Raw genomic sequence first — 26,084 nt, 5'->3', positions numbered from 1 at the left:
CCATGCGTATTCTCTGGACATTGCCCTACCTGCCCTGGCCCACCACCAGCGGCGGCAAGACCCGGCAGTTTCATCTGCTGCGCAACCTCGCTGCGCGCGGGCATCGCATCACGTTGCTGGTGCAATCCAAGACCGAACTGGACGACGCCACCCGCGCTGCGCTCGAACCCTGGCTGGAGCGGCTGATCGTGATCCCGCGACGGCCGTTGCGCAGCGTTCGCACATTGCTCGCAGTGGCGTTCGCCCGACCGCCGATGCTCGCCAGCGCGAACGGTTTCTCCGCCCCCCTGCAACAGCAATTCGAGGCCCTGCTGCAAGAGCAATGGGACGTGATCCAGATTGAGCACAGTTACAGCTTTCAGCCTTTCGAAGCGCCGCTGCGTCGTACCGGCAAGCACTTCATCATGACCGAACACAACGTCGAGTCGGGTCTGGGCGCTGCCAGCTATCACCACTTTCCGGAATGGGCCCGCCCGTTCACCCGCTTCGATCAATGGCGTTATCGGCAATGGGAAACGCGGGTATTCCGTCAGACCAGCGAACTGATCGCGGTCACCGAAGAAGACGCCAAAGGCCTGGCCCGATTGACCGCCAGAGCCACGGCGGTGGTGGTCAACGGCGTGGATTGCGATTACTACGCCAAGGTCTGCCCGGACCGCTACAGCCGTCGCCTGCTGTTCATTGGCAACTACGAATACGGGCCGAATCTGGACGCCATGGAATGGGCACTCGAACACATCATGCCCAGGGTCTGGAACCTCGACCCGATGGTGCGCCTGACCGTTGGCGGCTATGCGCTGCCAGAAGAATGGAAGGAACGCTGGGCCGATCCGCGCATCGACTGGCTGGGTTTCGTGCCGGACCTGCGCACGGTCCAGAAGGAAGCGGCGATCTTCTTCGCCCCGCTGCGTGAAGGCGGCGGCTCCAAGCTCAAGGTGCTTGAGGCCATGGCGGCGGGCCTTGCGGTGGTCACCACCGAGCAAGGTTGTTCGGGGTTGAACGTGATCAATGGCACCCACTATCTGGGGTGCGAGGACGCACACGGTCTTGCGCGGCTGCTGGTACAAGCCATCGAGCAGCCCGCCCGACTGGCGAAAATCGGCGAGGCCGGCCGGGCCTATGTGCGCAAGCACCATGACTGGTCGGTGTCGGCTGCGCAGCTGGAAGGCATCTACTCTCGGGTTCACCAGCAGGAGGACGCTGACGCATGCGCGTAGGTCTGGATTACCGCCCGGCGACGGGCTTTCCCAACAGCGGCATCGGCCGACAGAACATCGCGCTGGAGGACGCTTTGCGCGCCAGGCCCGACGTGCAGCTGCAACTGTTCAGCATCGGCCCGCTCGATCACGGGGTTCGCCAGGTTGCCCATTGTCCGCGCTGGGCGACCCCGCTCGACGGCATTCACCGTCTACCGGAACGCCTGCGTTTCGAAGCCTGCTTTCTCCCGCAGGCATTGCGTGATGCCGAGGTAGACGTCTACCTGGCCAACCTGAACATGGGCCTGCCGATTGCCCGCAAGCCAGCGGGCATGCGCTACATCCTGCAACTTCACGACGTGTTCCAGCTGACCCTGAACAACGCTCACGGTTCGAAGATCAAGGCCAGGGTCTACGGTCAGACCGATCGGCTGTCCATCGCTCATTCGGTGCGGGTCGCCGACCGCATCTGGACGCCCTCGCAGTTCACGGCCGATGAAACCGTACGCCTGTTTCCCCATGCTCGGAACAAGGTGCGGGTGCTGCCCAATCTGGTGGACGGTTTTACCGCCGAACCCGTCGACCTCGACACCCCGCTGCCCGAGCGTTACTGGTTGTGCGTGGGCACCCGCGAGCCGCGCAAGAACATTCCCTGGTTCGTCGAGGCCTGGCAGATCGCTCGCCGGCAGTTTCCCAAAACGCCCGACCTCATGCTGGTCGGCGGGCCTGACGGATTGACCAGCGCGCAACGTGAATTGCCCGGCCTGCACATCGTCAGCGGGATCAGCGACGGCCAATTGCATCAGGTTTATCGGCGGGCAGATCGCCTGTGGCATCCGTCGTACGGTGAGGGTTTCGGGTTGCCCGTCGTCGAAGCATTGGGTGTCGGGACGCCCGTTGCGGTGGCCAGCGGCTCGTCACTGGACGAGGTGACGCCCGACGCCAGCCCACGTTTTTCACCTGACGATCAGGCCGCGCTGGTGCGACTGATGGGCATGCTGTCCACGGAAGAACAACACGACCCGGCGCCGCTGCTGGCATGGGCGCAGCATTACGGCGTCGACGCGTATCGCCGACGCTTCAATGAACTGCTGGACGAGCTGTCCAGGGAGCCCGATTGATGCCATTGGCCATGCCGGTAGGCGTATTCATCGCACTGCTGTTCGGTGTGCTGGTCTGGGTGTTGCCCGCCATCAAGGTGACGGCGGCACTGATCGGTGTCGCCGCGGTGGTGACGATCATTCGCCGCCCATTGCGTGGCCTGCTGCTGTTCGGTGTGCTGGCGACCTTTTTGCCGTACGCCACCGTGCAGATCGGTCTGCGCACCACGGTGTCGGAAGCCCTGGTGATGCTGATCTGGGCCAGTCTAGTGGCCCATCGGCTGTTTGCCTTGTACACCCCGCCGCTGCATCTGTTGCGCACTGAACGCTGGTTAATCGCCCTGATGATGTTCAGCGCCCTGCCCTTCGTGGCCGGACAACTGACGGTGAATGCCGACGGCAACGGACCGGTCAACTGGGTGCGCTGGCTGTTCAACCTGTCTCCCCTGTTTCTCGTCCCTCGATTGTTGAACGATGAAAAATCCCGTGAACAGATGACGGTCGCGCTCCTGTTGGGGACGCTGTTTCTGTTGCTGCTGTCGATTCCGGTGTACCTCAAGAGCGGCAGTTCGACGGCGATTATCTCGTTCATCGGCGGGCTGGGTTACAGCAACCTGGACACCCTCAACGAAGGGTTGTCCGGCTTGTCGACACGCATGGGCACACCGTGGACGCATCCCAACATCGCCGGCGGTGCCCTGGCCATGCTGCTGCCGCTGGCGTTCTGCATCGGCGTCACCCGTCAAGGTCCGGTGCGCACTCTGGGGCTGGCGGTGGCCGGGCTGGCCGCGGCCGGGCTGCTGTTTACCGGCTCACGCGGCGCCTTGCTCAGCCTGATTCTGGTGATGTGCTGGATGGCACGCAGGCGGGTACCGTATGTCGGCCGACTGCTGATGGCGGGCGTGTTTCTCGGCGCATTGCTGCTGATGTTCTACCCGCCGCTGCAAGAGCGACTGATCGGGCTGTTCTCCAGCAATGACGCCAGTACCGCGATCCGTTTCCAGGAATACTCGCACTTTCCAGACGCCATGAAGATGTTCCCACTGGGCATCGGCTTCAAGGTCGACCCACCTGTCCCCGGGACCGGGCTGTGGGGGATTTCCAATCTGTGGCTGAACTACGTCTACAAGCTGGGCATCCCCGGCATGCTGCTGTTCACCGCCGTCACCGTCAGTTGGTGGATAGAAGCGCGGCTCGACAGCCACGTCGTCCCGTTGAATCGCGACACCGCCTTGTGGTTCGGTACCCGTGCCGGTGTCATGGCGGCATTACTGAGTGGCGTCTTCGACCACTATTTCAGCTTCACCACGGTGCTGATCGCGCTGTTCTGGCTGCTGCTCGGGCTGAACCTGCACGAAGCCCGACGCCTGCAGAACCCGCAGCACCGCGCGGCAACGGAATCAGGGGAGAGACCATGAAACACCGCATGATGCATTCGCACGACCTGCGTCAACGACTGCCGGAATACGCGCGCAAGATGGGGGTCAGCGCGGAGGAACTCGAAAGCACGTATGCCTGGATGCTTGAAAATGACGTGTGCTTCGAAACGCCAATGAAGGACAAAACCCTGTATTTCATCAGTTACCTGAATATCGAGCCGCGCATTGAGCCGCCCCTTGCCCGACGTTTCTACCGGTTGTTGGCCAACGAAACGCCAGGCGCACTGATTCCGCTGTACGGGATCAACTGGCCGACCCTGCGCGACCGCATGTTGCGCACCTGGGAGCAGGCCTACAACATCCTCATCTGCAAGATCCCCAGCCACACGCTTCGGCTGTTATGGCTGCGCGTTGGCGGGGCGAAGATCGGCAAGGGGTCATCAGTGTGGCGCAACACGGAAATCCTCGGTGTCGACGGCCTGAGGATCGGCAACGACAGCACCGTAGGCTGGCATTGCCAACTGGACGCGCGTGGCGGTCTGATCATCGGTGACCACGTCACCATTGCCTCGCACGTCCTGATCATTGCCGGTGGCCACGACCTCAAGGCACCTGAATTCTGGGCGGTGGGCGGTCCCGTGTTCGTCCGCGACTACGCCTGGATCGCCAGCCGTGCCCTGCTCTCGTTCGGTGCCGACATTGGCGAAGGCGCCGTTGTCGGCGGCGGTTCGGTGGTGTCCAAAGCGATTCCACCCTACGCCATCGTCAGCGGCCCGAATGCCGAGATCAAGGGCGAGCGCGCCCGGGGCCTCAACTACAAAGTGGGCGGCAAAGGCCTGTTCACTTTGTTCCACTGAGGTCAACCCATGTTCGGTTCGACGCTGTGGCTGACCCTGGCGACCCTGACAGGGCTGGCGGCAGGGTTCGCGCGCGAGTGGCTGGTGGTGGCCGCCTGGGGCGCGGGCGGCCGCAGCGATGCGTTTCTGGTGTCGTTGTTTCTGCCCGAGGCAGTGCGCATGGCGCTGGCCGCCGGGCTACTCAGCGCCGCCGCCCTGCCCCTGTATCAGCAGCGTTCGCCACAGGCACAACACGACTGGCTCGGCGCATTGGCGCCGCGACTGCTGCTGTGCGGGATTGGCTTGAGTGTGTTGCTCAGTGTTGGTTCGCCTTTCTGGGTAAGGCTGATCGGGCCGGGACTGGACGACTCGGGGTACGTATTGGCGGCAGCGTCACTTCAGTGGCTGGCATGGTCGGCGCCAGGTTTTCTGTTGCATGCGCTGTTGTGCGTACCCTTGCAGGCCCGCTCGCGCTTCGTGCTGGCGGGTTTGGGGTCCCTGCTGTTCAACCTGCCGCCGGTGATTTACCTGACACTGATGCGCCACGCGGCCACGCCCACGGGGCTGGCCAGCGCGTGCGTGCTCGGCAGCCTGCTGATGCCCGCAGCGCTGCTGCCCACGCTGCTTCGCGACGGCTGGACGCCGTGGCGCCTGAGCCGCGCGCCCGGTGCGGGCCGTGAACTGCTGCAGCGCATCGGCCCGTTGCTCAGCAGTAACCTGGCAAGCCAGGGTCTGGCGTTACTGGAGCGCATGGTCGCTTCGTTGCTGGGCGAAGGTGCGGTGACCTGGGTCAACCTGGCGCGCAAGCTGATCAACCTGCCATTGATCGCCCTCATGAGCTTGAATCAGGTGCTGTTGGGGCTCATGAGCGGCACCCAGGGCGATCAACGCCTGGCGTTGTTGCGCAAAGGGTTGAGCAGCGCCACGTTGCTGACCGTGCCAGCCGTGGCCGGGTTGATTGGCGCAGCCGGCGCGCTGGTTGCGTTGCTGCTGCCCCATCAAGCCATCGACAGCCCCTTGCCTGCACTGCTGGCCTGGTTTGCGGTGCCGCTGATGTTTGGTGCCTGGAACGCGTTGCTGGCCCGGTATGCCTACGCAGCGGGCGACACGCGCCTGCCACTGCACTGTGAACTGGCGGGCAGCTTGCTCAACGCCGTCCTGCTGGCGGTGCTGCCGTTTTTCTTCGGTTTGATCGGCATCGCCATGGCGGCGGTCTGCGGCGCGATCCTGACCGGGCTGCTGTTGATGCGTCGTCAGGACTTGCTCAAGCGTTTGCCGTGGCGTCAGCAGTGGCTGCTGGGTGTCTCGATCATGCTGCTCGCGGCCATCGTGTTGCATCCGCTGAGCGACACCTGGCTGCAACTGGGCTTGAGTAGCGTGTATGGCGCGGTGTTGCTGGCCGGTCTGGCGCTGTGGTTGAAGCCTTGGCGTGCCGTGAGCGCTTGACGTTTCCGGCGCTACCTCTGCGGCCAGATACCCGCGTAATGCGCATTCACTGTGCCGCAGATTTCCTTGACCGTCTGACGCAGCCAGCGGTGTGCCAGGTCCTTGTCGAAACGCGGGTGCCAGGCCTGAACGACCTGAACCGGCTCGAACTCAAGGGGAATCACGAACGGACGCATGCGCAGCCCTAGCTCGCGCAGCCCCCACAGCACCGTCTCCGGCAAAGAGACGATCCGGTCGGAACTCGCCGTGGAGAAAATCGCGGAGTGGAAATTCGGCGTGGTCAGGGTGACACGCCGAGACAGCCCAAGGCGCTCCAGCGCCAGGTCAATCGGTCCGTGAGGGCGACCCCGTCGGGACACGCTGACGTGGTCGTAACGAGCGAACGTCTGTGGGGTGATCGGCGCGTCGAAGATCGGATGGTCGCCACGCGCCAGCGCAACAAAGCGGGTGGTGAGCAGTTGTTGCACCTTGATTTCAGGCCCGAAGTTACGCCGCGCGGTCACGTGCAGGTCAATCCGGCCTTCACGCAGGGCATCGTCGTCACCCTCGCCCTCAGGCGCAAAACGCAGGGTACTGTCAGGCGCATGGACCCGCAACGCGTCGACCAGTCGCCCGCCAAACGCGCCGAAGAACACATCGTTGGAGCGCACATTGAAACAGCGCGCCAGCGTGCTCATGTCCACCTCATCCCGCGCCTGGAACACCTCCGTCGCCTGTTCGACCAGGTTGCGCACCTGCGTCTGTAACGCCAGCGCTCTGGGCGTGGGCACCAACCCGCGCCCGGCCCGCACCAGAACCGGATCGCCCAGCGCCTCGCGAATCCGTGTGAGCGTACGGCTCATCGCCGCCGGGCTCAGGTGCATGCGCCTGGCAGCACCGACGACACTGCCCTCTTCCAGCAAAGCGTCGAGGGCGATCAGCAGGTTCATGTCAGGTAAAGGCATGGCGCGGTATCCGGTGTCAGTGGACGCCGATGATGCGGGAAATGGCGGGGTTTGAGAATGACGGGAGAAGCAGAGGCCGCTGTTCCCTCGGTTGGAATTCGCTTGAGAGGGGTGGTTCGGTTGGAAACAGTCGGGCCGTTAGGCCAAACCTGTCAGCCGCGCCCCTCAACAGCGGATTTGCACATGCCCTATGAGCCCTTTTAAACGATCTCTGAAATCTCAATCAGATTCAGGTCAGGATCGCGCACGTACACCGACCGAATCGGCCCCGTCGCACCGGTTCGCAGGATCGGCCCCTCGATGATCGGCCACCGGGCCTCGTTCAGCCGGGCAACCACCTGCTCCAGCGGAATTGACGCGATGAAACACAGGTCCAGCGCACCGGGCACCGGCACGTGAGCTTTGGGCTCGAACTCCTGCCCGCGAATGTGCAGGTTGATTTTCTGGTTGCCGTACCTGAACGCCATGCGACCCGCGCCAAACGTTTCCAGTTGCATGCCCATCACACGGGTGTAGAAATCCACGGTAGCCTCGGCGTCGACCGCCGTCAGCACCAGATGGTCGAGATGATCGATCATGGTGTTGCCTCCCGACAGGTAAGCCTCAAATCAATCCGCGAGCGCGCCATTCGGCCCGTTGTCCGGCATCGATACCCAGCTGCTCCAGCACCTCGTCGGTGTGCTGCCCCAACGTCGGAGCAGGACGACTGACACCGCCCGGCGTGCTGCCCAGTTTGGGCACGATGCCCGGTAACGTGACCGGCGTGCCGTCCTCCAGCTGGCTGTCCAGCAGCATGTCGCGCGCCTTGTAATGCGGGTCACTGGCGATGTCGGCAGCGTCGTAGATCTTGCCCGCCGGAATACGCTCGGCGGTGAGTTTGGCCAGCACCTCGTCGAGGTCCAGGCTCGCGGCCCAGGCGGAGATCGCCGCGTCGATCAGCTCGACTTGCTTCACCCGGCCATCGTTGTGCGCGAGCGCCGGATCGGCGGCCAGATCAGGCCGTTCGATCAAGGCCATCAGACGCTGATAAATACTGTCGCCGTTACCCGCAATCAGCGCATAGCGGCCATCCCGGCAACGGTAGGCATTGGAAGGTGCGATACCCGGCAGGCTGCTGCCCGCGGGCTGACGCACGGCGCCAAACACCGAAAACTCCGGGATCAGGCTTTCCATCATGTTGAAGACCGACTCGTACAGCGCCACGTCGATCTCCTGACCTTCGCCACCGTTCTGGTCGCGATGACGCAGCGCGAGCAGCACGCCAATGACGCCATGCAGGGCCGACAGCGAATCACCGATGGAAACGCCGACCCGCACCGGCGTGCGGTCAGGCTCGCCCGACAGATGACGCAGACCGCCCATGGCCTCACCGACCACACCGAAGCCCGGGCGATCACGGTACGGGCCGGTCTGGCCGTACCCCGACACCCTCAGCATCACCAGTTTTGGATTGAGCGCATGCAGGTCTTTCCAGCCCAGACCCCACCCTTCGAGCGTGCCGGGGCGGAAGTTCTCCACCAGCACGTCGGCTTCGGCGATCAGCTTGCGCACGACGTCCTGACCTTCCGGCTCGCGCAAGTCAAGGGTCACCGAGCGCTTGTTGCGGGAGGACACGGCCCACCACACCGACGTCCCTTCGTGCAGCAAGCGCCATTTGCGCAGTGGATCACCGGTGCCCGGCGGCTCGATCTTGATCACGTCGGCGCCGAACTCCCCCAGCATCTTGGCGGCGAACGGGCCGGCGATCAGTTGACCGAGTTCAATGACCCGGATCCCTTGCAAAGGCTTTTGCATGACATGCCCTTTGTTGTTCTGGAAAAAGTGGGCCAATTGTCTGCTCTGACGCGCGGGATGAAAATGCCTAATTTTTCCACACGCCTTTCTGTTTCGGAAAGGCTCGACTCACCACCCGCCGCCCAGGGAGGCGTACAGACCCACCAGTGCCAGCGTCTGTGCGGTCGCGCTGTCCACCTGTTGTTCCTGACTCGCCAGCAGCGCCTGCTGCACGGTCAGCACGTTGAGAAAATCCACCGCGCCGGCCTTGTACTGCTCCTTGGCGTTGTTCAACGCGATCTGATTCTGCCGCACTGCTTCCTGGAGCGTGTGCTGCTGCAACTGGCTGGCGTTGTACAGGCTCATGCTGTCATCGATTTCCTGCCAGGCACGCAGCACGGTTTTCTGATAATTCAACGCCGCTTCCTGCTCCTGCGCTTCACGCAGGTGCAACATGCCGCGCAGCCGCCCGCCTTCGAAAATCGGCACGCTCAACTGAGGGCCTATCCCGAACTGGCGAGCACCCCAACTGCCGAAATCCGCCAGTTGCAGAGACTGAAAACCGACGTTGCCCGACAACACGATCCGTGGATAAAAATCCCCTTCGGCCACCCCGACACTCGCGGCGGCAACGTGCAGGCGTGCTTCGGCCTGACGAATGTCTGGCCGCCGCTGAGCGAGCTCCGACGGCAGACCGACCGGAATCGCAGCGGGCAATGGCGTCGTGTCGACGGGTTTTTCAAGCGCCGACTGCAAGGTTCGGGGCGTCTGCGCGAGCAACAGGCTCAGCGCGTTGATCAACTGCGCCTGACGTTGCTCGAGCAACGGAACACGTGCCTGGATCGTCGCCACTTGCGCGGCGGCCTGGGCCACGTCCAGGTCGGTCGCGACGCCGCTGGCCAGCCGTGCGTTCGACAGCTCCAGGCTGTTGCGCGACACCGCGAGGTTGTCCCGGGTCACGGCAAGGGTGTGTTGCACGCCCCGCAGTTGCAGGTAATCGCGCGCAGTTTCCGCCTGCACCGACAGCAGCACGCCGCGTCGGTCATTGTCAGCAACGGCCACGCTCGCGTCGGCCGCTTCGACCTCGCGTTTGACCCGGCCCCAAAGGTCCACTTCCCAGGAGGCATCCAGCCCGCCGTCCCACAGGTTGAACGCTGACTTGCCGTTCACGCCGGCCGGATCGAGCAACCCTTCCCCACTGTTGCGTGCACGCTGGTAACTCATGCCTGCGGAAACGCTCGGCAGTTGATTGCCGGCCACGACCTGACGCGCCGCGCGGCTCTGCTCCAGTCGGGTGCTGGCGATCTTCAGGTCAAGGTTCGCGTCGCCGGCCTGGTCTATCAGCGATGAAAGCAGCGGGTCGTTGAACACCTCCCACCAGCGCGGCTTGATGGGCGTGGCTTGAGGGCGGCTCGGGGCCTGCTCGCCCTGGGTTGGCAGCCAGTCGACCTGCACCGTGTTCACCGGCGGCTGAAAATCGTGACCGACCTGACAGGCGGCCAGTGCAACGGTCAGCGCCGCCAGCGTCAATCCACGAAACCTTGTGGGCCTGAACGTGCTCACGGACGCTGACGGCCCACTGCTCGAAAAGTTACCGCCAACTCGTGCCCAGAGGGTCAATACCAAGCGGCTCATCGAACACTGACCTCTGCGCGGGGTGCAGCGTGGGTATCGATGCTGGCGTCCACCGACATCCCCACCCGCAGGCGACTCAACACAGGTTGCTGCGCATCCAGCACGATTTTGACCGGCAACCGTTGCACGACCTTGGTGAAGTTGCCCGTGGCGTTGTCCGGCTTGATGGCGGCAAAGGTCACGCCGGTCGCCGGGGCCACGCTCTCCACGCGGCCTGTGAGGGTTTCACCGGGAAACGTGTCCACGCGCACTTGCACCGCCTGACCGGGCGTGACGTCAGTCAACTGGGTCTCCTGAAAGTTACCCACCACGTACACCTGATTCAGCGGCACCACCGACAGCAAACGGGCACCGGGGCTGACGTAGTTGCCGACGCGTACGGCGCGCTCGCCGACCATGCCGTCCACGGGTGCGACGATGCGCGTGTACGACACCTGCAACTGCGCCTGATCATGCGCCGCTTGCGCGCGTTTGAGCCCCGCTTCGGCGGCGTGTTGCTGGGCGGTCAGGATGTCGACCTGTTTACGATCAGCCGCCAGCGAGGCCACCGCGCTGTTCTGCCGCGCCCGCGCCGTGTCGATCCGGTTACGCGCCTGCTGCGCGTTCTGCACCGTGCCGGCGCCCATGCCGGCCAGATGCGCGTACCGCGCCTGCTCCTGCTCGGCGAAGGTCACTTCGGCCTTACTGGCAGCCAGCGCCGCTTCAGCCTGAGCGATCACCGAGGCCTGGCGTTGCAGCACCGCGCTCGCCTGTTCGTACTGCGCTTTGGCCGTGAGCACGTCAGCCTCGGAGGCCGCCAGTGCCGTCAGAAAATCCCGGTCGTCAATCACCGCCAGCAACTGGCCCGCCTTGACCTGTTGGTTGTCTTCCACCAGCACCTGGCTGATGAAACCGGCGACTTTGGGCGCGACATTCGAATAGTCGGCAGCGATGTAGGCGTCGTTGGTGCTCTGGCGCCCGCCCGTGCCGGTGAAAACGTAAATACCTACAGCCGCCACTGCGATCACGGCGCCGCACAGGGCCAGGGTTTGCTTGGAGGTCATGCTCATGAAGGTCCTCTCAAAGGTCGTGGAATCAGGCAGCAGCGCGCGGCGGGTAGACCCGGCTTGGCATCAGCGGGATGAGCAGGATCAGCGCAGCCGCCACCCAGCCCATGCAGTAATAGAGGTCGATGCTGGTCAGGGTCACAACCTGCTCGTGAAGGCGGTGCGCCAGTGACGCCAGCGCGTCCTGCCCCGCCAACTCCGGCGTGTTGCCCAGGCGATCCACCAAAACATGGGAATGAAAGTGCTGACGCGAGGTGGTCAGGGCATCCAGCACCCCGGTCGCGATCACCGAGGCCAGCCCGCGCACGGTGTTGAACCATGCCGAGGCGAACGGGCCGTCGGGCGGCGCAATGCCGCCCGTGGCTTGCATCAGCAACGGCAGGACGGCCATGGGTTGCCCGACCGCCTGCAGCAGTTGCAGCGCGTAGAAGTTGTCACGAATCCACTCTGGGCTCATCCGGGTTGCGGCGAAGCAATACAGCGCCAGCAGGCCCAGTCCGGTGGTCAGTACCCACCGGCAATCGATACGGCGAATGTTGCACAGGGCGGCCATCAGCGGCAGCACGAGCAATTGCGGCAACGCGACGAGGAGCATCATCGGCGCGGTCTGCAACGGTCGGTAGCCATGAACCTGGGCCAGGTACGCCGAGGGAATCGAGCCTGTTGCGGTCAGCACCACCAGCACGCCACCGAGCGTGATCAGCGCGTGGGACAGGTTGAGATTGGAGAGCATCTGCAGCTTGAAGAACGGGATCGGCGCAAACCACTCGTTGACCAGAAACAGCACCAGCAGCAACGTCCCGCCACCGAGCAAGCCGACGATCAACGTTGACTCGAACCCGTCCAGACGGTTGCCCTGCAAGAGGCCAGTGACCAGCATGCAGATCGCAGGCGTCCCCAGCAGCACGCCACGCCAGTTGAACGACTTGAACCGCTCAAGGCGCAGTGGGTCCTGCGGAATGCCGTGGGCAATGGCGATCATCGCTACGGCGCACGGCGCGATGACCTGCCAGAAGGTCCAATGCCAATTGAAATACTCAGTCCACAACGCGGCCAGCGGTGTGCCGAGACTGGGCGCGAAGGTGGCCGTCAGCGCATAACCCGCCAGGCCATAGAGCTTGATGCCTGGCGGCAGAAATCGCAGCGCCACGGTCATCAGCATCGGTGGCAGGCAACCCGCCGCAAGCCCCTGCAAGGCGCGCAGCAACAGAAAGCTTCGATAGTCCGGTGCCAGTGGGCATAGGAGCGCCAGCACGATAAACGCCGCAATGGCCCCCAGGGTGAAGCGGCGCAAGGACAGGGTGACGGCGAACCAGGGCGCGAACGCGGTGGCGGTCAACGAGGTGGCCGAATACAGCGAAGTGACCCACGTGGCTTCGTCGTAGCCGATGAACATCGCCCCGCGAATATCTGCCAGGGCGATGCGGGTCACACCCTCATTGATGCCCGCGACGAGGACCGCGATCAATACACCCACCAGACCGATGATGGTTTGCAGGCCGAACGCGTTGGGCGCCGGGGCTTTGAGCGGCGGCAGGGTGGCAACCGCCGTCACGGCCGGGCACGCAGGTTTTTGCGCGGCGCACCGATCAACGCATCGCGAAACATAGGCAATCAACTCCGGAAACCAGGTTTATGTCCGGCAGTTTAAAAAGCCTTGGCAATGAGAAAAATTGACATTTGAGCAGTGTATGAGTGCACCAGACGCACGAATCCAGCGGAATCGCTGTTGCTGAATATATTCCTTAGTGATTGATGCCAGACGCAGCGTGACGCGCCAGACGTGCTCCCTGTGGGAGACGTCCGAGGTTACGAGGGCAGCGAACGCGGTGTTACAGTCGACATCTTCATCGCTGACCCACCACATTCGTCCGACCGACGCCCGCACCCAACTCCCTCACCGTTCGCAAAGGGCTCAAGCGTGCTCACTGTCCCAGAAGCGTTTGTACATCCCCAGTTTGCGCTTCAAGGGTCGTGACAACCGGGCCTCTTCCTTGCCCAGCTTGAACGCCACCAACTTCAGGCCGTTGCGCACACACGATGCCGGCCACAAATACCAGCGCCGCACGCCGAGAAAATCCAGCTCGGACTTCACGTAGCGAAACCCCTCCCCTCGTACACCGCCGAACCGCGCATGAATCCAGGATTCGCGGGCCTGAAAGACACCAATGTCGAAGTACCGGCGAAATTCTTCCCGCAGCGTGTAGTTGTGCGAATGACGGCAAACGGCGGAGCCCTGATAAGCGACTTTCCAGTGGGTCAGCAGCATTTTTGCGGCGACGTACATGTCTTCGGACAGAATCACGTGCCGAGGGAACCCGCCCACCGCACGCAAGGCATCGCGGCGGTAGGCCGAAAACGAGTTGGACATGAACGGCACCTTGATACCCAGCTCCGGCACGTCGGCCATGCTCTTGATGCGAGACACCGGCGGGTAGTTGAACCAGCGGGCATGCTGGGACAGGACGGTGGCATCCAGATGCGGCAGTTGACGCCCGCACACGGCGCCGACCAAGGGGTCCTCGAACGGCATCAGGATGTTTTCAACCGCACGGGGGTCTTCGAGATAAGTGTCTTGGGTCAGGTACACGAAGACGTCATACCGGGGATGAGTCTCGGCCATCATCTGCCGGGTGCCACCGTGGTTGAAGTCCTTGCTGTCGATCCGGATCACGTCATTGCAACGTGAGCGCGCCAACTCCAGCGTGCCGTCGGTGGAGCTGGAATCAACGATCAAGGTGTCGAACTCTGCGGTCTGGGCCCAGAGAGAATCGAGCAAACGCTCAAGCTCCCTGCGCCCGTTGTACGTCGGGATCACACACGCCACGCGCAAAGACTGCATAACAATACTCCAAGGCAAATGCTGGATGCCTACTTGTCATGACACGCTTTGAGGGTAGCGCAGGATCCCGAGACTGGATCCAGCCGCTTGTCAGCCCATGACCTCGCTCAACGGGATGAAGTTGAGCAAGTCACCTTCGGCGACCGTGGTGCCTTCGATCACTTCAATCAAACCATCGGCCCACGCTGCGCTGCGCAGCACGCCCGAGCTTTGGTTGCGGTAAGCGATCAGACGTCCCTGCTCCAGACGCCCGCGCAGGTACTCGCGACGGTTGCCCGGCTTGTCCCAGACAAACCCGGCGGGCACTTTGAACTGCAGCGGTTTGACCTCCTGCACGCCAAGACGGCGCAGCAGGTAAGGCCTGGCCAACAGCGCAAAGGTCACCAGCGTGGAAGCCGGATTGCCAGGTAAACCGATCACCGGAACGCCACGAAAATGACCGAAGGTCAGGGGTTTTCCCGGCTTGATCGCCAGTTTCCACAGCGCAATCTCACCTTCTTCACGCAACGCATGGCCGAGGAAATCCGCCTCGCCCACCGACACCCCGCCCGTCGACAGGATCAGGTCCACGTCACCCAGTGCGCCCAGCGCGGTACGGGTCTTTTCAAGGTTGTCGGGCAGAATCCCGGCATCCACGACTTCGCAGCCCAGACGCTTGAGCCAACTGCACAGCAGAACGCGATTACTGTTGTAAATCTGCCCCGGTCCCAACGGCTGCCCCGGCTCGATCAACTCGTCGCCGGTCGACAGCACGGCAACACGGGCGCGCCGGACAACGTCCAGTTGGCCCAGGCCCAGAGTGGCCGCCAGTCCCAGCTCGATGGACGTCATGACCGTGCCCGCGTCGAGCACCTTGTCGCCGACGGTGGTCTCCTGGCCTTTGGGACGGATGTTCTGCAGGGCGCTCAACGGTTCAACGAAGCGCACGCGCGCGTCGGCCTGAACCTCGGCGTTCTCCTGCATTTCCACACAGTCAGCGCCTTCGGGCACCGGAGCGCCGGTAAAGATCCGCGCGCACGTGCCAGGCTGCAAGGGTTGCGGCGCCTGGCCAGCGAAAATCCGCTGGCTGACCGGCAACGGCTCGCCGGTCCAGTCGGCCACGCGCAGTGCATAACCGTCCATGGCGCTGTTGGGCCACGGCGGCAGGTCCAGCGTTGAGATCAAGTCATCGGCGAGCACCCGGCCCTGTGCATCGGCCAGCGCCACCGTTTCACGCTCGGTGATCGACGTGGACTCGGCCAGGCTCATCAAGCGTTCCATGGCCTCTTCCACCGGGATCAGGCCACGCATTTCAGGCTTGCTCATTGGTTCTCACCCACGGGTTGCGCACGGTTCAGCTTTTTTCAGGTGAGGCACGAAGTTGCACGGGCGAAAACTGTTGTTCAGCTGATCGGCAAGGATGCCGTCCCAGCCCGTGCGCACCGCATTGGTCGAACCCGGCAGGCAGCAAACCAGCGTGCCATTGGCCAGGCCCGCCAGCGCACGAGACTGGATAGTGGAACTGCCGATGTCCGGCACCGAGATCTGGCGGAACAGCTCGCCAAACCCGTCGACCTGTTTGTCCAGCAGACAGGCCACGGCTTCAGGCGTGCTGTCGCGACCGGTGAAACCGGTTCCGCCAGTGATCAGCACCACCTGCACCGAGTCGTCTGCGATCCAGGTCGCGACCTGAGCGCGGATCTTGTAAAGATCGTCCTTCAACAACACGCGCTCGATCAGCCCGTGACCGGCTGCGGTCAGACGGTCGACGAACATCTGTCCGGAGGTGTCATTGTCAAAAGTACGGGTGTCGCTGACGGTCAAAACCGCAATGTTCAACGGCACAAAAGGTGTGTCAGCCTTGGCTTTCATCGGCAGGTCCAGTTGTAGGGGAAACAGTCCGGTGTTATATCACAGCACTCCTTTTTTCTCCGCTGAACGAGTTCGCCATGACCGCTTCCGACGCCCTGCCGCCCTGCTCGATTCTGCTGTTGGCCGGCGGACGGGGGCAACGCATGGGCGGGCGCGATAAAGGGCTGATCGACTGGCGCGGCGAGCCGCTGATTCAGCACCTGCACCGCCTGACGCGCCCCTTGACCGACGACCTGATCATTTCCTGCAACCGCAACCGTGAGCAATACGCGCGTTTCGCCGACCAACTGGTTCAGGATGACGAGAGCGATTTTCCGGGGCCCTACGCCGGGATTCGCGCGGGGCTGGCGGTGGCGCGGCATGCGTACCTGCTGGTGATGCCGTGCGACTCGCCTTTGCTGGATATCGACGTGCTGGAGGGTCTGCGGCGCAAGGCACTGGCGCATCCCGCACAGCCGGTGATGGTGCGTCAGGGTGAGCAATGGGAGCCTTTGTTGTGTTGCATTCCTGCGGTTCACGCGCCGGTGTTCGAGGCGCATTGGCAGCAAGGCCAACGCAGCCCGAGGCGGACCATGGCCGAACTGGGCGTCGTGCCGTTTCAGTGCCCGGCGAACGATCCGCGGCTGGCGAATCTGAATACGCCGGATTTATTGACCGACGTCAGGCCTTGAAGCGGCGAATGAGGTTTCATGGAACTTTGCTGACATCCCCTGCGTCAGAAACTTCACTACATAAAGAATTACCCTCGGAGACACAGTAATGAACCAACGGACCCTTCCCGCAGCCTTTCTGCTCGCCCTTGGCCTGGCTTCCCTCGCCGGTTGCTCTTCGCCGACAGTGATCACTCTGAACGACGGCCGTGAGATCCAGGCTACGGATGCGCCAAAATACGACGAAGAATCCGGTTTCTATGAGTTCAAGCAACTGGACGGCAAAGAGACCCGTATCAACAAGGATCAGGTTCGTACCGTAAAAGAACTGTGATGTTTGATTGATTGAAAAGACGCCCCGACTGGTTCGGGGCGTTTTTTTGGTGATGATTTTGAGTACACGTCTGTTGTTTGTGGTGACGCTGATTTTCGGTTCTGCCTAACGGCCGAACTGTTCCGCCTTCGGCGGGTTACTTGAAAACCGGAATGCCGGACCATCCCCAAGTAACCAAGGGTCTGAACTCCCGGTTAGGCCCTCCTGCGTCGGGTCCCTTCACTCCGGCGACGCTCCGTGGGCCCGCCGCCATCCGCCATCCATGGCGGGGGGCGGCTCTCGCGGCATCCATGCCGCTCGGCCCACTCCGCATCGCCTGCGTTCAGCCTGCACCCAAGTCGCGTTTTGTGGTGTCTGGACTGCTACGGTTTGAAGATCAACAACTAAGCCCGCTTACGCGCTTGATCGTTCCCCCGCTCCGCGTGCGAACGATCAACGAAATAAGTGTCATGGATGTCCGCTGTGCTGTTGATTCTGCCGAAGGCGTAGGAGCGCGCTTGGTCTGGGCCGCACTCGGACGATCTGCCGGGAACCGGCAGCAAGACCTGTGCATGCGGGGTGCCAGGCATAGGCGAGTCGCCTGATTTTGCTACCGCTGCGCGGCAGATCGCGGGCAAGCGCGCTCCTACAGGTATCGCGTCCACCTTCAATGTCTGCTTCTGCTGTTGATGTGCTTTTCGACATCAATGAGTCAAACACCACAAAACGCGACTTGGGTGCAGGCTGAACGCAGGCGGCGCGGGCCCACGGAGCGTCGCCGGGTACTTCGACGAAGGAGCAACTGTGATCGCATTCCCTCGCCCTTCGAGATAAATGCGTACACCCCAACCCAAATCCGCAGAATTAGCAGAGGTAGGTGTACCCACCAGCGTCCCGCCCTACCCTCAAATCAACTCCTTGAACCGATACCACATCATCCCCAACGCCAACAGCGGTGAACGCAGCCGCTCCCCGCCGGGAAACGTACGGTGCGGAACCTTGGCAAACAACTCCACTGCCCGGCTGTCCCGCTCGGCAATCGCCTGCGCCAGAATCCGCGCCGCAAAATGCGTGACGTTCAAACCGTGCCCCGAATAACCCTGTGCGTAAAACACATTCGGTGCCTTCGGCAAATACCCGATCTGCGGAAACCGATTGGCACTGATCCCGATCATCCCGCCCCACTGAAAGTCGATTCCCACCCCTTTCAACTGCGCAAACACCCGCTCCATCTTCGGCCGCATGTAATCACCGATGTTCGCCGGATCACGCCCCGAATAATGACAGGCGCCGCCGAACAACAGCCGGTTGTCCGCGGACAACCGGTAATAGTCCAGCGCCACCCGCTGATCACACAACGCCATGTTCTGCGGGATCAACGCCCTCGCCCGCGCCTCGCCCAACGGCTCGGTGGCGATGATGTAACTCCCCGCAGGCAGAAGCTTGCCCGTCAGTGCCGGCTCCAGCTTTTCAAGAAACGCATCGCACGCCAGCACCACCTGACCGGCCGTGACCTGACCCTGATCGGTGAACACCTGGACCTTGGCCCCGTGCACGATCCGGCGTACCGGGCTGGCCTCGTAGAGGATCGCGCCCTTCGCCTCCGCCAGCCGTGCCTCGGCCAGGATCAGCTTGAGCGGGTGCAGATGCCCCGAGCCCATGTCGATCAACCCGCCCACATAGGCAGATGAATTCACCACTTCATGCAGCGCGTCCTTCTCCACCAGCCGCAGCGGATGCGGATAACCCTGGGCCGTCAGCGCGCCCAGTTCTTCCTGCAAACCCTTCCAGTGCGAGGGCGTATTCGCCAGGTCGCAGTACCCCCAACGCAGGTCGCACGCCAGGCCGTTGTCGTTCACCCGCTGCCGCACGATGTCGACCGACTCGGAACCCGCCTGCTGCAGATACCGCACGCCCTCCTTGCCGACCCAGCGTTCGACACCGCTGACGTCATGCCCCAGGCCACGAATCAACTGCCCTCCGTTGCGGCCACTGGCGCCCCAGCCGATGCGCTGCGCTTCCAGCAGCACCACCGACATCCCACGTTCGGCCAGTTCCAGCGCGGTGTTCACCCCGGTGAAGCCACCGCCGATGATGCAGACGTCTGCGTTGATGGCGGTGTCCAGTGAGGCGCGCTCGGGCTCGGGCGCGACCGACGCGGCATAGTACGAACCCGTGTGTGGCAGTGCAGCAGGCATAAAGCGTTCCTTAACGATTGGATTTGATGTCGGTCCACTTGCGCGTCATCAGGCGCAGGGTCGCGGGCTTCAATTCCGAGGAGATGTAGAACCGGCTCATGACTTCAGGTGTCGGGTAGATCGACGGGTTCTCGGTGATCTCCTTGCCCATCAGCGCATTGGACGCCGGGTTCGGGTTGGCGTAGCCGACGGTCTCACTGACCTTGGCAATGACCTGAGGCTCGAGCAGGTAGTTGATGAACGCCAGGGCTTCTTTCGGGTGCTCGGCGTCCTTGGGAATCGCCAGCATGTCGAACCAGACGTTGGCCCCTTCCTTGGGAATGGAGTAGGCGATCTTCACGCCATTCTTCGCTTCTTCGGCCCGGGACTTGGCCTGAAGCACGTCGCCGGAATAACCGAACGCCACGCAGATGTCGCCGTTGGCAAGGTCCGACACCCATTTGGACGAGTGGAAATAGGTGATGTACGGGCGCACCGCCTTGAGCTTCTCGGTCGCCGCGTCGTAGTCCTTGGCGTTCTCGCTGCGGGGCGACAAGCCCATGTAATTGAGCACGGCGGGGAAGACTTCATCGGGCGAGTCCATGTAGGACACGCCACATTTTTGCAGCTTTTTCATGTTTTCCGGTTCGAACAGCACGGCCCAGGAGTCGATGGTGTCGACACCGAGCACGGCCTTGACCTTGTCAACGTTGTAGCCGATGCCGTTGGTGCCCCACAGGTACGGCACGGCGTACTGGTTGCCCGGATCGTTGGCCTCCAGTTGCTTCATCAGTTTCGGGTCGAGGTTCTTCCAGTTGGGCAGTTGGGCCTTGTCCAGTTTCTGGAACGCACCGGCCTTGATCTGCCGACCGAGGAAATGGTTTGACGGCACGACCACGTCGTAGCCCGAGCGCCCGGTCAGCATTTTGCCTTCCAGCGTTTCATTGGAGTCGAACACGTCGTAGGTCGGCTGGATGCCGGTGGCCTTCTGAAAGTCCTCCAGCGTCGTCGGGCCGATGTAATCGGACCAGTTGTAAATCTTCACGGTGTTGCCTTCGGCGTGAGCCTGGGTGACTGCTCCGGCCAGCACAGCCGGCAGAAACAGCGTGGTAACGATCAACTTCATGGTGCCCCCAACGTCAATGGAAAAGACCGCTGCGCTTAGACGCTCATCATCAGGAACTGGCGTTCCCATGAGCTGATCACGCGCTTGTAGTTTTCATGTTCGGCGCGTTTGACCGCGACGTAACCCTGCACGAACTTGTCGCCGAGTACCCTGCGTACGGCAGCGCTGGCCTCCATGCGTTCCAGCGCATCTTCGATGGTCAACGGCAGGCGCAGGTTACGTCGCTCATAGCCTCGGCCCTGCACCGGCGCGCTCGGGTCGCAGCCTTCGATCATGCCCATGTAGCCGCACAAGAGGCTCGCGGCGATCGCCAGGTACGGGTTGGCGTCAGCGCCCGGCAGCCGGTTTTCGACCCGCCGTGCCTGAGCGTCGGAGGCTGGCACGCGCAAGCCGACGGTGCGGTTCTCCTCGCCCCATTCCACGTTGACCGGCGCCGAGGTGTCCGGCAGAAAACGGCGGAACGAGTTGGCATTGGGTGCGAACAGCGGCAGCACTTCGGGGATATAGCGCTGCAGACCGCCGATGTGTTGCAGGAACAGCTTGGTGGGCTCGCCTTCCGGGGTGCTGAAGATGCTGAGCCCGGTCTTGATGTCGACCACACTCTGATGCAGATGCATGGCGCTGCCGGGTTCGTCGGTGATCGGCTTGGCCATGAAGGTCGCCGCCACGTCATGTTTGAGTGCTGCCTCGCGCATGGTCCGTTTGAACACCGTGATCTGGTCGGCCAGGTCCAGCGCGTCGCCATGGCGGAAGTTGATTTCCATCTGCGCCGGGCCGTCTTCGTGGATCAGCGTGTCCAGGTCCAGCCCCTGCGCTTCGCACCAGTCGTACACGTCCTCGAATAACGGATCGAACTCGTTGGCCGCTTCGATAGAGAATGATTGACGGCCGCTCTCAGGACGTCCGGATCGCCCGGTCGGCACTTGCAACGGCAAGTCAGGGTCCGCGCAGCGCTGGGTCAGGTAGAACTCCATTTCCGGCGCCACCACCGGCTGCCAACCCTGCGCCGCGTAGAGCTCCAGGACTTTCTTGAGCACGTTGCGCGGTGACAGCTCGATGGGATTGCCGTAGCGATCAAAGGTGTCGTGGATGACCATCGCCGTCGGCTCGATCGCCCAGGGCAGCACGTAGACCGCCTGCGGATCGGGGCGGCAGGTCATGTCGATGTCGGCCGGATCGAGCAGGTTGTAGTAGATGTCGTCGTCGACGTAATCACCGGTCACGGTTTGCAGCAGCACGCTTTCCGGGAGGCGCATGCCGTGTTCGTTGAGGAATTTGTTGGTGGGCAGAATCTTGCCGCGGGCGATGCCGGTCAGGTCACTGACCACGCATTCGACTTCGGTGATGCCGTAGCTCTTCAACCACTCGGCGAGTGGGTCTTTCACGCTGCTGTCCATGGGACCTCTGGGGGTGACGACGAATCATGGCGCGGTGGGCTTCGGCCCGAGCGCTGTGCTGGGCCTTATGCTGGAAGATCGTCGAGCAGCCGGTCTATCCACTTTCGCGCAACCTGTCCGCCCTGTTTTGGTGCGAACGCAGATTCAGTCAGCGGGGCACCGAAAGCCCCGGAAAACGTGGGTTGCGGGGCGCCAAGGCGGGCTGCTATGGTGCCCGCACCTCATAACAACAGCGCTCAAGCGCAGGCTATTTATGTCGGTCAAGGTATTCGAAACCGTCGCCGCCGATCAGCAAGGCACTTCTTACGCAGGCTGGAGCCTGCACTACGCGCAGATGTCGTCGGGGCAGTTCAAGGGACGGCTGGTCGAGGCGGAACTGGGCGGCGTGCAAGTCTACGAAGAGCACATGAATACCCGCATCGAGCAGTATTACAAAGCGCCAAGCGATGCCTTGGTGTTCAGCTTCGACATGGCCGACCGCGCGCTGTACCTGCTGGACGCCAGCACGCAGAACCTGTGGATCACACCGGAGAACTACCGCGAAATCGCGGTGGTAATCAAACAGGACAGCCTGGGCACCCGCCATCTGCACCGCACCTTCGAAGACCTGCTGCTGACCCCGCTCAAATCCCCTCACGGCGCGCTGTTCAGCGGTTGGCTGAGCACGATGCTGACCCGCATGACCCACGCTGACACCGCCGAGTCGATTCACTTGGGTGATCAGTTGATCGAGGACTGTCTGTACGTGCTGGAACAGTCGGAATGCTCGCCCTTATCGGGCAGAAATCTGCGAGTCCGTGATCAGCGAAAGATCGTGCAGCGGGTGTTCGAACAGGTCAGCGCTTACCCCACGGAAAATTTCAGCGTCGTGCAATTGGCCGAGACCGCGGATACGTCGTTCCAGCAATTGCGCAAGGCCTTCAATGAATGCGTCGGCATGGCGCCGACCGCCTGGCTGCGGACTCGACGCCTGAACCTGGCACGTCAGGATCTTTTGTCAGCCAGGCGCGAAGGCACCAACGTTGCAGAAGTTGCGATGCGCTATTCGTTCTGGCATCTGGGGCGGTTTGCGGAAACCTATCGGTCGCTGTTTCTGGAATACCCCAGCCAGACCCTTGCCCGGTCTTCTCGTTAGCACAGGCAAGCGCACGCCGACCGGCTCCCGCCCTGCAAAAATCCCTCCACCGCGCTGCACCCGGACATTCGTTGCCTGCGAGCGACACGTCGCGCATTAAGTGTCCCCAAATCAGAAACAATGATTCCCCATTTAGCCTAATTGTTCCCTCATCGTTTAGTCCGTACATTCACCTCCAAGCCAGCAAGCATCCCGCTCAACGAGCGTCAGCGGCCACCCACTCTCGACTCATTCGACCTAAAGGACTAAGCCCTCATGAACACCCTGAAAAAGACCCTGACCGCTACCCTCCTCGCGCTGTCCATTGGCACTGCGTTCGCCGCCGAAACCACCGTGCCTGAGCACCAGACTCAAGCCTTCCTCAACGCCCTCGCGGCAGGTGGCGGCCGACCGCTGGAGCAAATGACGCCCAAGGATGCCCGTGCGGTGCTCACCGGTGCACAGAACTCGGTGAAGGTCGAGATGTCCGGCATCCAGGTTAGCGAGAAGACCATCAAGGCCGACAACCAGACCATCAAGCTGACGATCGTGCGCCCCGCAGGCGTCAAAGGTGAGCTGCCGGTGTTCATGTATTTCCACGGCGGTGGCTGGGTCCTCGGTGATTACCCGACGCATGCCCGCCTGATTCGTGATCTGGTGGTGGGTTCAGGTGCGGTGGCGGTTTACGTGGACTACACGCCTTCGCCGGAGGCGCATTACCCGACCGCGATCAATCAAGCCTACGCCGCGACCCGCTGGGTGGCCGAGCACGGCAAGGACATCAATGTCGACGGCTCAAGGCTCGCCGTGGCCGGTAACAGCGTCGGCGGCAACATGGCAGCCGTGGTAGCGCTGATGGCCAAAGAGCAGAACACGCCGAAGCTGCGTTTCCAGTTGCTGCTGTGGCCGGTCACCGATGCGAACTTCGACACAGGCTCCTACCAGACCTACGCCGAGGGTCACTTCCTCACCAAAAACATGATGACGTGGTTCTGGGACAGCTACACCACCGATGCGAAACAGCGCGCCGAGATTCACGCATCGCCACTGCGTGCGACTACCGAGCAGCTCAAGGGCCTGCCACCGGCGCTGGTGCAGACGGCCGGCCTGGATGTGTTGCGTGACGAAGGCGAAGCCTATGCCCGCAAGCTGGATGCCGCTGGCGTCGATGTGACCGCGGTGCGCTACAACGGCATGGTCCACGACTACGGGCTGCTCAATCCGCTGAGCAACATTGCGGAGGTCAAGGCAGCGATGCGTCAGGCGGCGGGCGAGCTCAAAGCTCACTTGAATTGATTTCCTGATCCGGCTGACTGGCTAAGCGGTGGGTCAATTGAGGACGATATTGACTGACCTGCCGTATTCGCTGCCGTCGTAACCTCCGACGTCTCCTACAGGGACCGGGCGGACCCAGAACTCGCAGCTGCCGCAATACCTGTGGTTGCCGCGGAACCTGTTGGAGCGAGCTTGCTCGCGAATGCGCTGGGGCCGTTACATCGATGGCGACTGACACACCGCATTCGCTGCCGTCGTAACCTCCGACGTCTTACAGGCACCGGGCAGATCCAGGACTCGCGGCTGCCGCAAGACCTGTGGTTGCCGCCGAACCTGTGGGAGCGAGCTTGCTCGCGAATGCGCTGGGGCAGTTACATCGATGGCGACTGACACACCGCATTCGCTGCCGTCGTAACCTCCGACGTCTCCCACACGGACCGGGCAGACCCAGAACTCGCAGCTGCCGCAAGACCTGTGGTTACCGCGGAACCTGTGGGAGCTGCTGGAGGTTACGACAGTGGCGAACGCGGTGTTTCGGCCACTGCAACGCTGGCTGACTGGACACCGCAATCAAACGCACATCGGTACAAGGCTTTTTCGCCTGTGCACCTTAACGTCATGACTGACACCCTCGAGGCAACTGACATGAGCCAAAACTCCCGCACATGGGGCCGCAAACGCAGTTTCTGGGTGGCCGCTGCCGTGGTTGTCCATACGCTGTGGACCAGCGCCGCACCGGCCATGATGTACCCGCTTTACGCGCATCAATGGCAACTGACACCGACCGTGACCACGCTGATTTTTGCGGTGTTCCCCGTGTTCGTGGTCGCGACGCTGATTGCCCTTGGCGACCTCTCCGATTACATCGGCCGCCGCGCCGCGATGCTGTGGGGACTGACGGCGTCGTTGATCGGCGTCCTGCTGTTTGCGGTCGCCCCTGACGTCACTTGGTTGTTGGTGGGCCGGGCGTTCATGGGCATTGGCGTCGGGCTTTCCGCCGGCCCTTCAGCGGCCGCCGTGGTGGAGTTCAGCGCGCCGGGCAAAGCCAAACTCGCCGGCGCCATTACCACCGCGGCGCAGGCGTTCGGTCTGGCAGCGGCACTGATCATGGGGGGCGGGTTGATCCAATACGCACCCTTCCCCACCCGTTTGAGCTTCTGGGTGCTGGTGGTGGTGCTGGTCGCCACGATGGCCGGCGTCTGGCACCTGCCGCGTCACACCAAGGCTGAAAGCAGCAAACGCTGGTCGCTGAAGTTGCCGCAAATTCACAAGCCGTTGCGCCGCGTTTTTCTGGTGTCGGTGAGCGCGGTGCTCAGCGCCTATTCAGTGGGCGCGACCATGTTGTCGCTCGGCTCGCAGATCGCCCATGACCTGATCGGCTCCAGCAATGCACTGGTCAACGGCGGTGCAATCTCACTGTTCGCCATTCTGGTGGGTTTCACCGGGATCGTTGCCAAACGCTTCAGCTCCAAGCTGTCCATCATTGCCGGTGCGAGTTTCTCCATTGCCAGCCTGTTGTTGCTGATGCTGGCGACCGCGACCCATGCGCTGCCAGTGTTCCTGTTGTCCAGTGCCGCCAGCGGCGCCGGTTACAGCCTATTGTTCATGGGCGGTCTGAACCTGATCAACGCCCATGCGCCGATGCACCACCGGGCCGGAACGCTGTCGGCGCTGTTTCTGGTGGCCTACCTGATGCAAGGCGTGGTCGCGATGCTGCTGGGCCGCGCGGCAACCGCCTGGGGCCTTGATCTGGCGATCGATGTGGGCTCTCTGGCACTGGCCGGATTGAGCCTGGGCGCGATGTTGTTGGCGATTTTTGTCCGAGAGCCGCAAAAACCGCCCGCCGACCAACCGGTTTCCAGCGCTCAACCTGAGGCCGGTCGTTGATTGATAGCACGGCGCACACCCTGCAAAACGCGTTCATTCGCGAGGGTCGGCATCCTGATTGCCTGATCGTTTCTCGCGAATGAAACCGCAGCCCTGC

22 protein-coding genes are annotated in these 26,084 nt (G+C 62.6%); 10 read left to right on the top strand and 12 right to left on the bottom strand.

What is annotated here, in order from left to right:
- Positions 1-2: 2 nt before the first annotated feature.
- The 5 genes from AB4N84_RS22130 to AB4N84_RS22110 are packed head-to-tail and all read left to right on the top strand — an operon-like array spanning position 3 to position 5,957.
- Positions 3-1,217 (top strand): glycosyltransferase family 4 protein, encoded by a 1,215-nt coding sequence (locus tag AB4N84_RS22130; protein WP_460043188.1) that lies wholly within the window; start codon positions 3-5, stop codon positions 1,215-1,217.
- On the top strand, positions 1,208-2,317 hold the full coding sequence (locus tag AB4N84_RS22125; protein WP_460043187.1) for a glycosyltransferase family 4 protein: 1,110 nt from the start codon (positions 1,208-1,210) through the stop codon (positions 2,315-2,317). Before AB4N84_RS22130 ends, AB4N84_RS22125 begins: the two co-directional genes overlap by 10 nt.
- Positions 2,317-3,714 (top strand): O-antigen ligase family protein, encoded by a 1,398-nt coding sequence (locus AB4N84_RS22120; RefSeq protein WP_460043186.1) that lies wholly within the window; start codon positions 2,317-2,319, stop codon positions 3,712-3,714. The genes AB4N84_RS22125 and AB4N84_RS22120 overlap by 1 nt, the downstream gene beginning before the upstream one ends.
- Entirely contained in the window at positions 3,711-4,532 is an 822-nt protein-coding gene (locus AB4N84_RS22115; protein ID WP_460043185.1) for an acyltransferase, read from the top strand. Before AB4N84_RS22120 ends, AB4N84_RS22115 begins: the two co-directional genes overlap by 4 nt.
- Before the next feature lie 9 nt (positions 4,533-4,541).
- A complete protein-coding gene (locus AB4N84_RS22110) occupies positions 4,542-5,957 on the top strand; it encodes a lipid II flippase MurJ (RefSeq protein WP_460043184.1) in 1,416 nt (471 codons plus the stop codon).
- A gap of 11 nt (positions 5,958-5,968) precedes the next feature.
- Here the strand turns inward: AB4N84_RS22110 and AB4N84_RS22105 are convergent, their stop codons facing one another.
- From AB4N84_RS22105 to moaB, 9 genes are all read right to left on the bottom strand, one after another.
- Positions 5,969-6,901: a LysR family transcriptional regulator gene (locus AB4N84_RS22105; protein WP_074749647.1), complete on the bottom strand. Its 933-nt coding sequence runs from the start codon at positions 6,899-6,901 to the stop codon at positions 5,969-5,971.
- A gap of 200 nt (positions 6,902-7,101) precedes the next feature.
- Complete coding sequence (locus tag AB4N84_RS22100) at positions 7,102-7,479, bottom strand: VOC family protein (RefSeq protein WP_460043182.1); 378 nt, start codon at positions 7,477-7,479, stop codon at positions 7,102-7,104.
- A 25-nt stretch (positions 7,480-7,504) separates the two neighbouring features.
- Entirely contained in the window at positions 7,505-8,695 is a 1,191-nt protein-coding gene (locus AB4N84_RS22095) for a CaiB/BaiF CoA transferase family protein (RefSeq protein ID WP_074749645.1), read from the bottom strand.
- Between the two features lie 108 nt (positions 8,696-8,803).
- Entirely contained in the window at positions 8,804-10,204 is a 1,401-nt protein-coding gene (locus AB4N84_RS22090; protein ID WP_460043180.1) for an efflux transporter outer membrane subunit, read from the bottom strand.
- 101 nt (positions 10,205-10,305) lie between these two features.
- The gene (locus AB4N84_RS22085) at positions 10,306-11,358 is read right to left on the bottom strand and encodes an HlyD family secretion protein (protein WP_460043179.1); all 1,053 of its coding nucleotides are present in this window, start codon (positions 11,356-11,358) and stop codon (positions 10,306-10,308) included.
- A gap of 25 nt (positions 11,359-11,383) precedes the next feature.
- A complete protein-coding gene (locus tag AB4N84_RS22080) occupies positions 11,384-12,910 on the bottom strand; it encodes an MFS transporter (RefSeq protein WP_460043177.1) in 1,527 nt (508 codons plus the stop codon).
- Between the two features lie 360 nt (positions 12,911-13,270).
- Entirely contained in the window at positions 13,271-14,197 is a 927-nt protein-coding gene (locus AB4N84_RS22075; protein WP_074749642.1) for a glycosyltransferase family 2 protein, read from the bottom strand.
- 90 nt (positions 14,198-14,287) lie between these two features.
- Positions 14,288-15,502: a molybdopterin molybdotransferase MoeA gene (locus AB4N84_RS22070; protein ID WP_460043176.1), complete on the bottom strand. Its 1,215-nt coding sequence runs from the start codon at positions 15,500-15,502 to the stop codon at positions 14,288-14,290.
- A gap of 6 nt (positions 15,503-15,508) precedes the next feature.
- The gene (moaB, locus tag AB4N84_RS22065; protein WP_074749640.1) at positions 15,509-16,048 is read right to left on the bottom strand and encodes a molybdenum cofactor biosynthesis protein B; all 540 of its coding nucleotides are present in this window, start codon (positions 16,046-16,048) and stop codon (positions 15,509-15,511) included.
- 77 nt (positions 16,049-16,125) lie between these two features.
- Between moaB and mobA the strand changes: the two genes are divergently transcribed.
- Together mobA and AB4N84_RS22055 are read left to right on the top strand one after the other, a co-directional pair.
- Positions 16,126-16,719: a molybdenum cofactor guanylyltransferase MobA gene (gene mobA / locus AB4N84_RS22060; RefSeq protein WP_460043175.1), complete on the top strand. Its 594-nt coding sequence runs from the start codon at positions 16,126-16,128 to the stop codon at positions 16,717-16,719.
- 88 nt (positions 16,720-16,807) lie between these two features.
- The gene (locus tag AB4N84_RS22055) at positions 16,808-17,032 is read left to right on the top strand and encodes a YgdI/YgdR family lipoprotein (protein WP_074749638.1); all 225 of its coding nucleotides are present in this window, start codon (positions 16,808-16,810) and stop codon (positions 17,030-17,032) included.
- An 884-nt stretch (positions 17,033-17,916) separates the two neighbouring features.
- Here AB4N84_RS22055 and AB4N84_RS22050 read toward each other — a convergent pair.
- Genes AB4N84_RS22050 through AB4N84_RS22040 form a run of 3 tightly spaced genes read right to left on the bottom strand, consistent with a single transcriptional unit; the run spans position 17,917 to position 21,699 of the window.
- Positions 17,917-19,209 carry an NAD(P)/FAD-dependent oxidoreductase gene (locus AB4N84_RS22050; RefSeq protein ID WP_074749637.1) on the bottom strand — a complete coding sequence of 431 codons (1,293 nt, stop codon included), beginning with the start codon at positions 19,207-19,209 and terminating at the stop codon, positions 17,917-17,919.
- A 10-nt stretch (positions 19,210-19,219) separates the two neighbouring features.
- A complete protein-coding gene (locus tag AB4N84_RS22045; RefSeq protein ID WP_074749636.1) occupies positions 19,220-20,314 on the bottom strand; it encodes a polyamine ABC transporter substrate-binding protein in 1,095 nt (364 codons plus the stop codon).
- A gap of 35 nt (positions 20,315-20,349) precedes the next feature.
- Positions 20,350-21,699 carry a glutamine synthetase family protein gene (locus AB4N84_RS22040; protein WP_460043173.1) on the bottom strand — a complete coding sequence of 450 codons (1,350 nt, stop codon included), beginning with the start codon at positions 21,697-21,699 and terminating at the stop codon, positions 20,350-20,352.
- 265 nt (positions 21,700-21,964) lie between these two features.
- Here AB4N84_RS22040 and AB4N84_RS22035 point away from each other — a divergent pair, with 265 nt between their 5' ends.
- The 3 genes from AB4N84_RS22035 to AB4N84_RS22025 all read left to right on the top strand — a co-directional run bounded on the left by AB4N84_RS22035 (position 21,965) and on the right by AB4N84_RS22025 (position 25,987).
- Positions 21,965-22,846, top strand: a complete 882-nt coding sequence (locus tag AB4N84_RS22035) for a helix-turn-helix domain-containing protein (protein WP_460043172.1) — start codon at positions 21,965-21,967, stop codon at positions 22,844-22,846.
- A gap of 255 nt (positions 22,847-23,101) precedes the next feature.
- Positions 23,102-24,121 (top strand): alpha/beta hydrolase, encoded by a 1,020-nt coding sequence (locus AB4N84_RS22030; protein ID WP_460043171.1) that lies wholly within the window; start codon positions 23,102-23,104, stop codon positions 24,119-24,121.
- A gap of 624 nt (positions 24,122-24,745) precedes the next feature.
- Positions 24,746-25,987, top strand: coding sequence for an MFS transporter (locus tag AB4N84_RS22025; RefSeq protein ID WP_460043170.1), 1,242 nt, complete (start codon positions 24,746-24,748; stop codon positions 25,985-25,987).
- Positions 25,988-26,084 lie beyond the last annotated feature (97 nt).

The organism is Pseudomonas sp. S2_H01, assembly GCF_054668305.1.
The sequence above is the reverse complement of the archived record's forward strand: the minus strand, read 5'-3'. Positions and strand labels throughout refer to the sequence as shown.

Excerpts from the sequence above, each read along its gene's own strand:
- AB4N84_RS22130 (WP_460043188.1), top strand. The coding sequence starts at position 3 with ATGCGTATTCTCTGGACATTGCCCTACCTGCCCTGGCCCACCACCAGC.
- AB4N84_RS22125 (WP_460043187.1), top strand. The coding sequence starts at position 1,208 with ATGCGCGTAGGTCTGGATTACCGCCCGGCGACGGGCTTTCCCAACAGC.
- AB4N84_RS22120 (WP_460043186.1), top strand. The coding sequence starts at position 2,317 with ATGCCATTGGCCATGCCGGTAGGCGTATTCATCGCACTGCTGTTCGGT.
- AB4N84_RS22115 (WP_460043185.1), top strand. The coding sequence starts at position 3,711 with ATGAAACACCGCATGATGCATTCGCACGACCTGCGTCAACGACTGCCG.
- AB4N84_RS22110 (WP_460043184.1), top strand. The coding sequence starts at position 4,542 with ATGTTCGGTTCGACGCTGTGGCTGACCCTGGCGACCCTGACAGGGCTG.
- AB4N84_RS22105 (WP_074749647.1), bottom strand. The coding sequence starts at position 6,901 with ATGCCTTTACCTGACATGAACCTGCTGATCGCCCTCGACGCTTTGCTG.
- AB4N84_RS22100 (WP_460043182.1), bottom strand. The coding sequence starts at position 7,479 with ATGATCGATCATCTCGACCATCTGGTGCTGACGGCGGTCGACGCCGAG.
- AB4N84_RS22095 (WP_074749645.1), bottom strand. The coding sequence starts at position 8,695 with ATGCAAAAGCCTTTGCAAGGGATCCGGGTCATTGAACTCGGTCAACTG.
- AB4N84_RS22085 (WP_460043179.1), bottom strand. The coding sequence starts at position 11,358 with ATGAGCATGACCTCCAAGCAAACCCTGGCCCTGTGCGGCGCCGTGATC.
- AB4N84_RS22075 (WP_074749642.1), bottom strand. The coding sequence starts at position 14,197 with ATGCAGTCTTTGCGCGTGGCGTGTGTGATCCCGACGTACAACGGGCGC.
- AB4N84_RS22070 (WP_460043176.1), bottom strand. The coding sequence starts at position 15,502 with ATGAGCAAGCCTGAAATGCGTGGCCTGATCCCGGTGGAAGAGGCCATG.
- moaB (WP_074749640.1), bottom strand. The coding sequence starts at position 16,048 with ATGAAAGCCAAGGCTGACACACCTTTTGTGCCGTTGAACATTGCGGTT.
- mobA (WP_460043175.1), top strand. The coding sequence starts at position 16,126 with ATGACCGCTTCCGACGCCCTGCCGCCCTGCTCGATTCTGCTGTTGGCC.
- AB4N84_RS22055 (WP_074749638.1), top strand. The coding sequence starts at position 16,808 with ATGAACCAACGGACCCTTCCCGCAGCCTTTCTGCTCGCCCTTGGCCTG.
- AB4N84_RS22050 (WP_074749637.1), bottom strand. The coding sequence starts at position 19,209 with ATGCCTGCTGCACTGCCACACACGGGTTCGTACTATGCCGCGTCGGTC.
- AB4N84_RS22045 (WP_074749636.1), bottom strand. The coding sequence starts at position 20,314 with ATGAAGTTGATCGTTACCACGCTGTTTCTGCCGGCTGTGCTGGCCGGA.
- AB4N84_RS22035 (WP_460043172.1), top strand. The coding sequence starts at position 21,965 with ATGTCGGTCAAGGTATTCGAAACCGTCGCCGCCGATCAGCAAGGCACT.
- AB4N84_RS22030 (WP_460043171.1), top strand. The coding sequence starts at position 23,102 with ATGAACACCCTGAAAAAGACCCTGACCGCTACCCTCCTCGCGCTGTCC.
- AB4N84_RS22025 (WP_460043170.1), top strand. The coding sequence starts at position 24,746 with ATGAGCCAAAACTCCCGCACATGGGGCCGCAAACGCAGTTTCTGGGTG.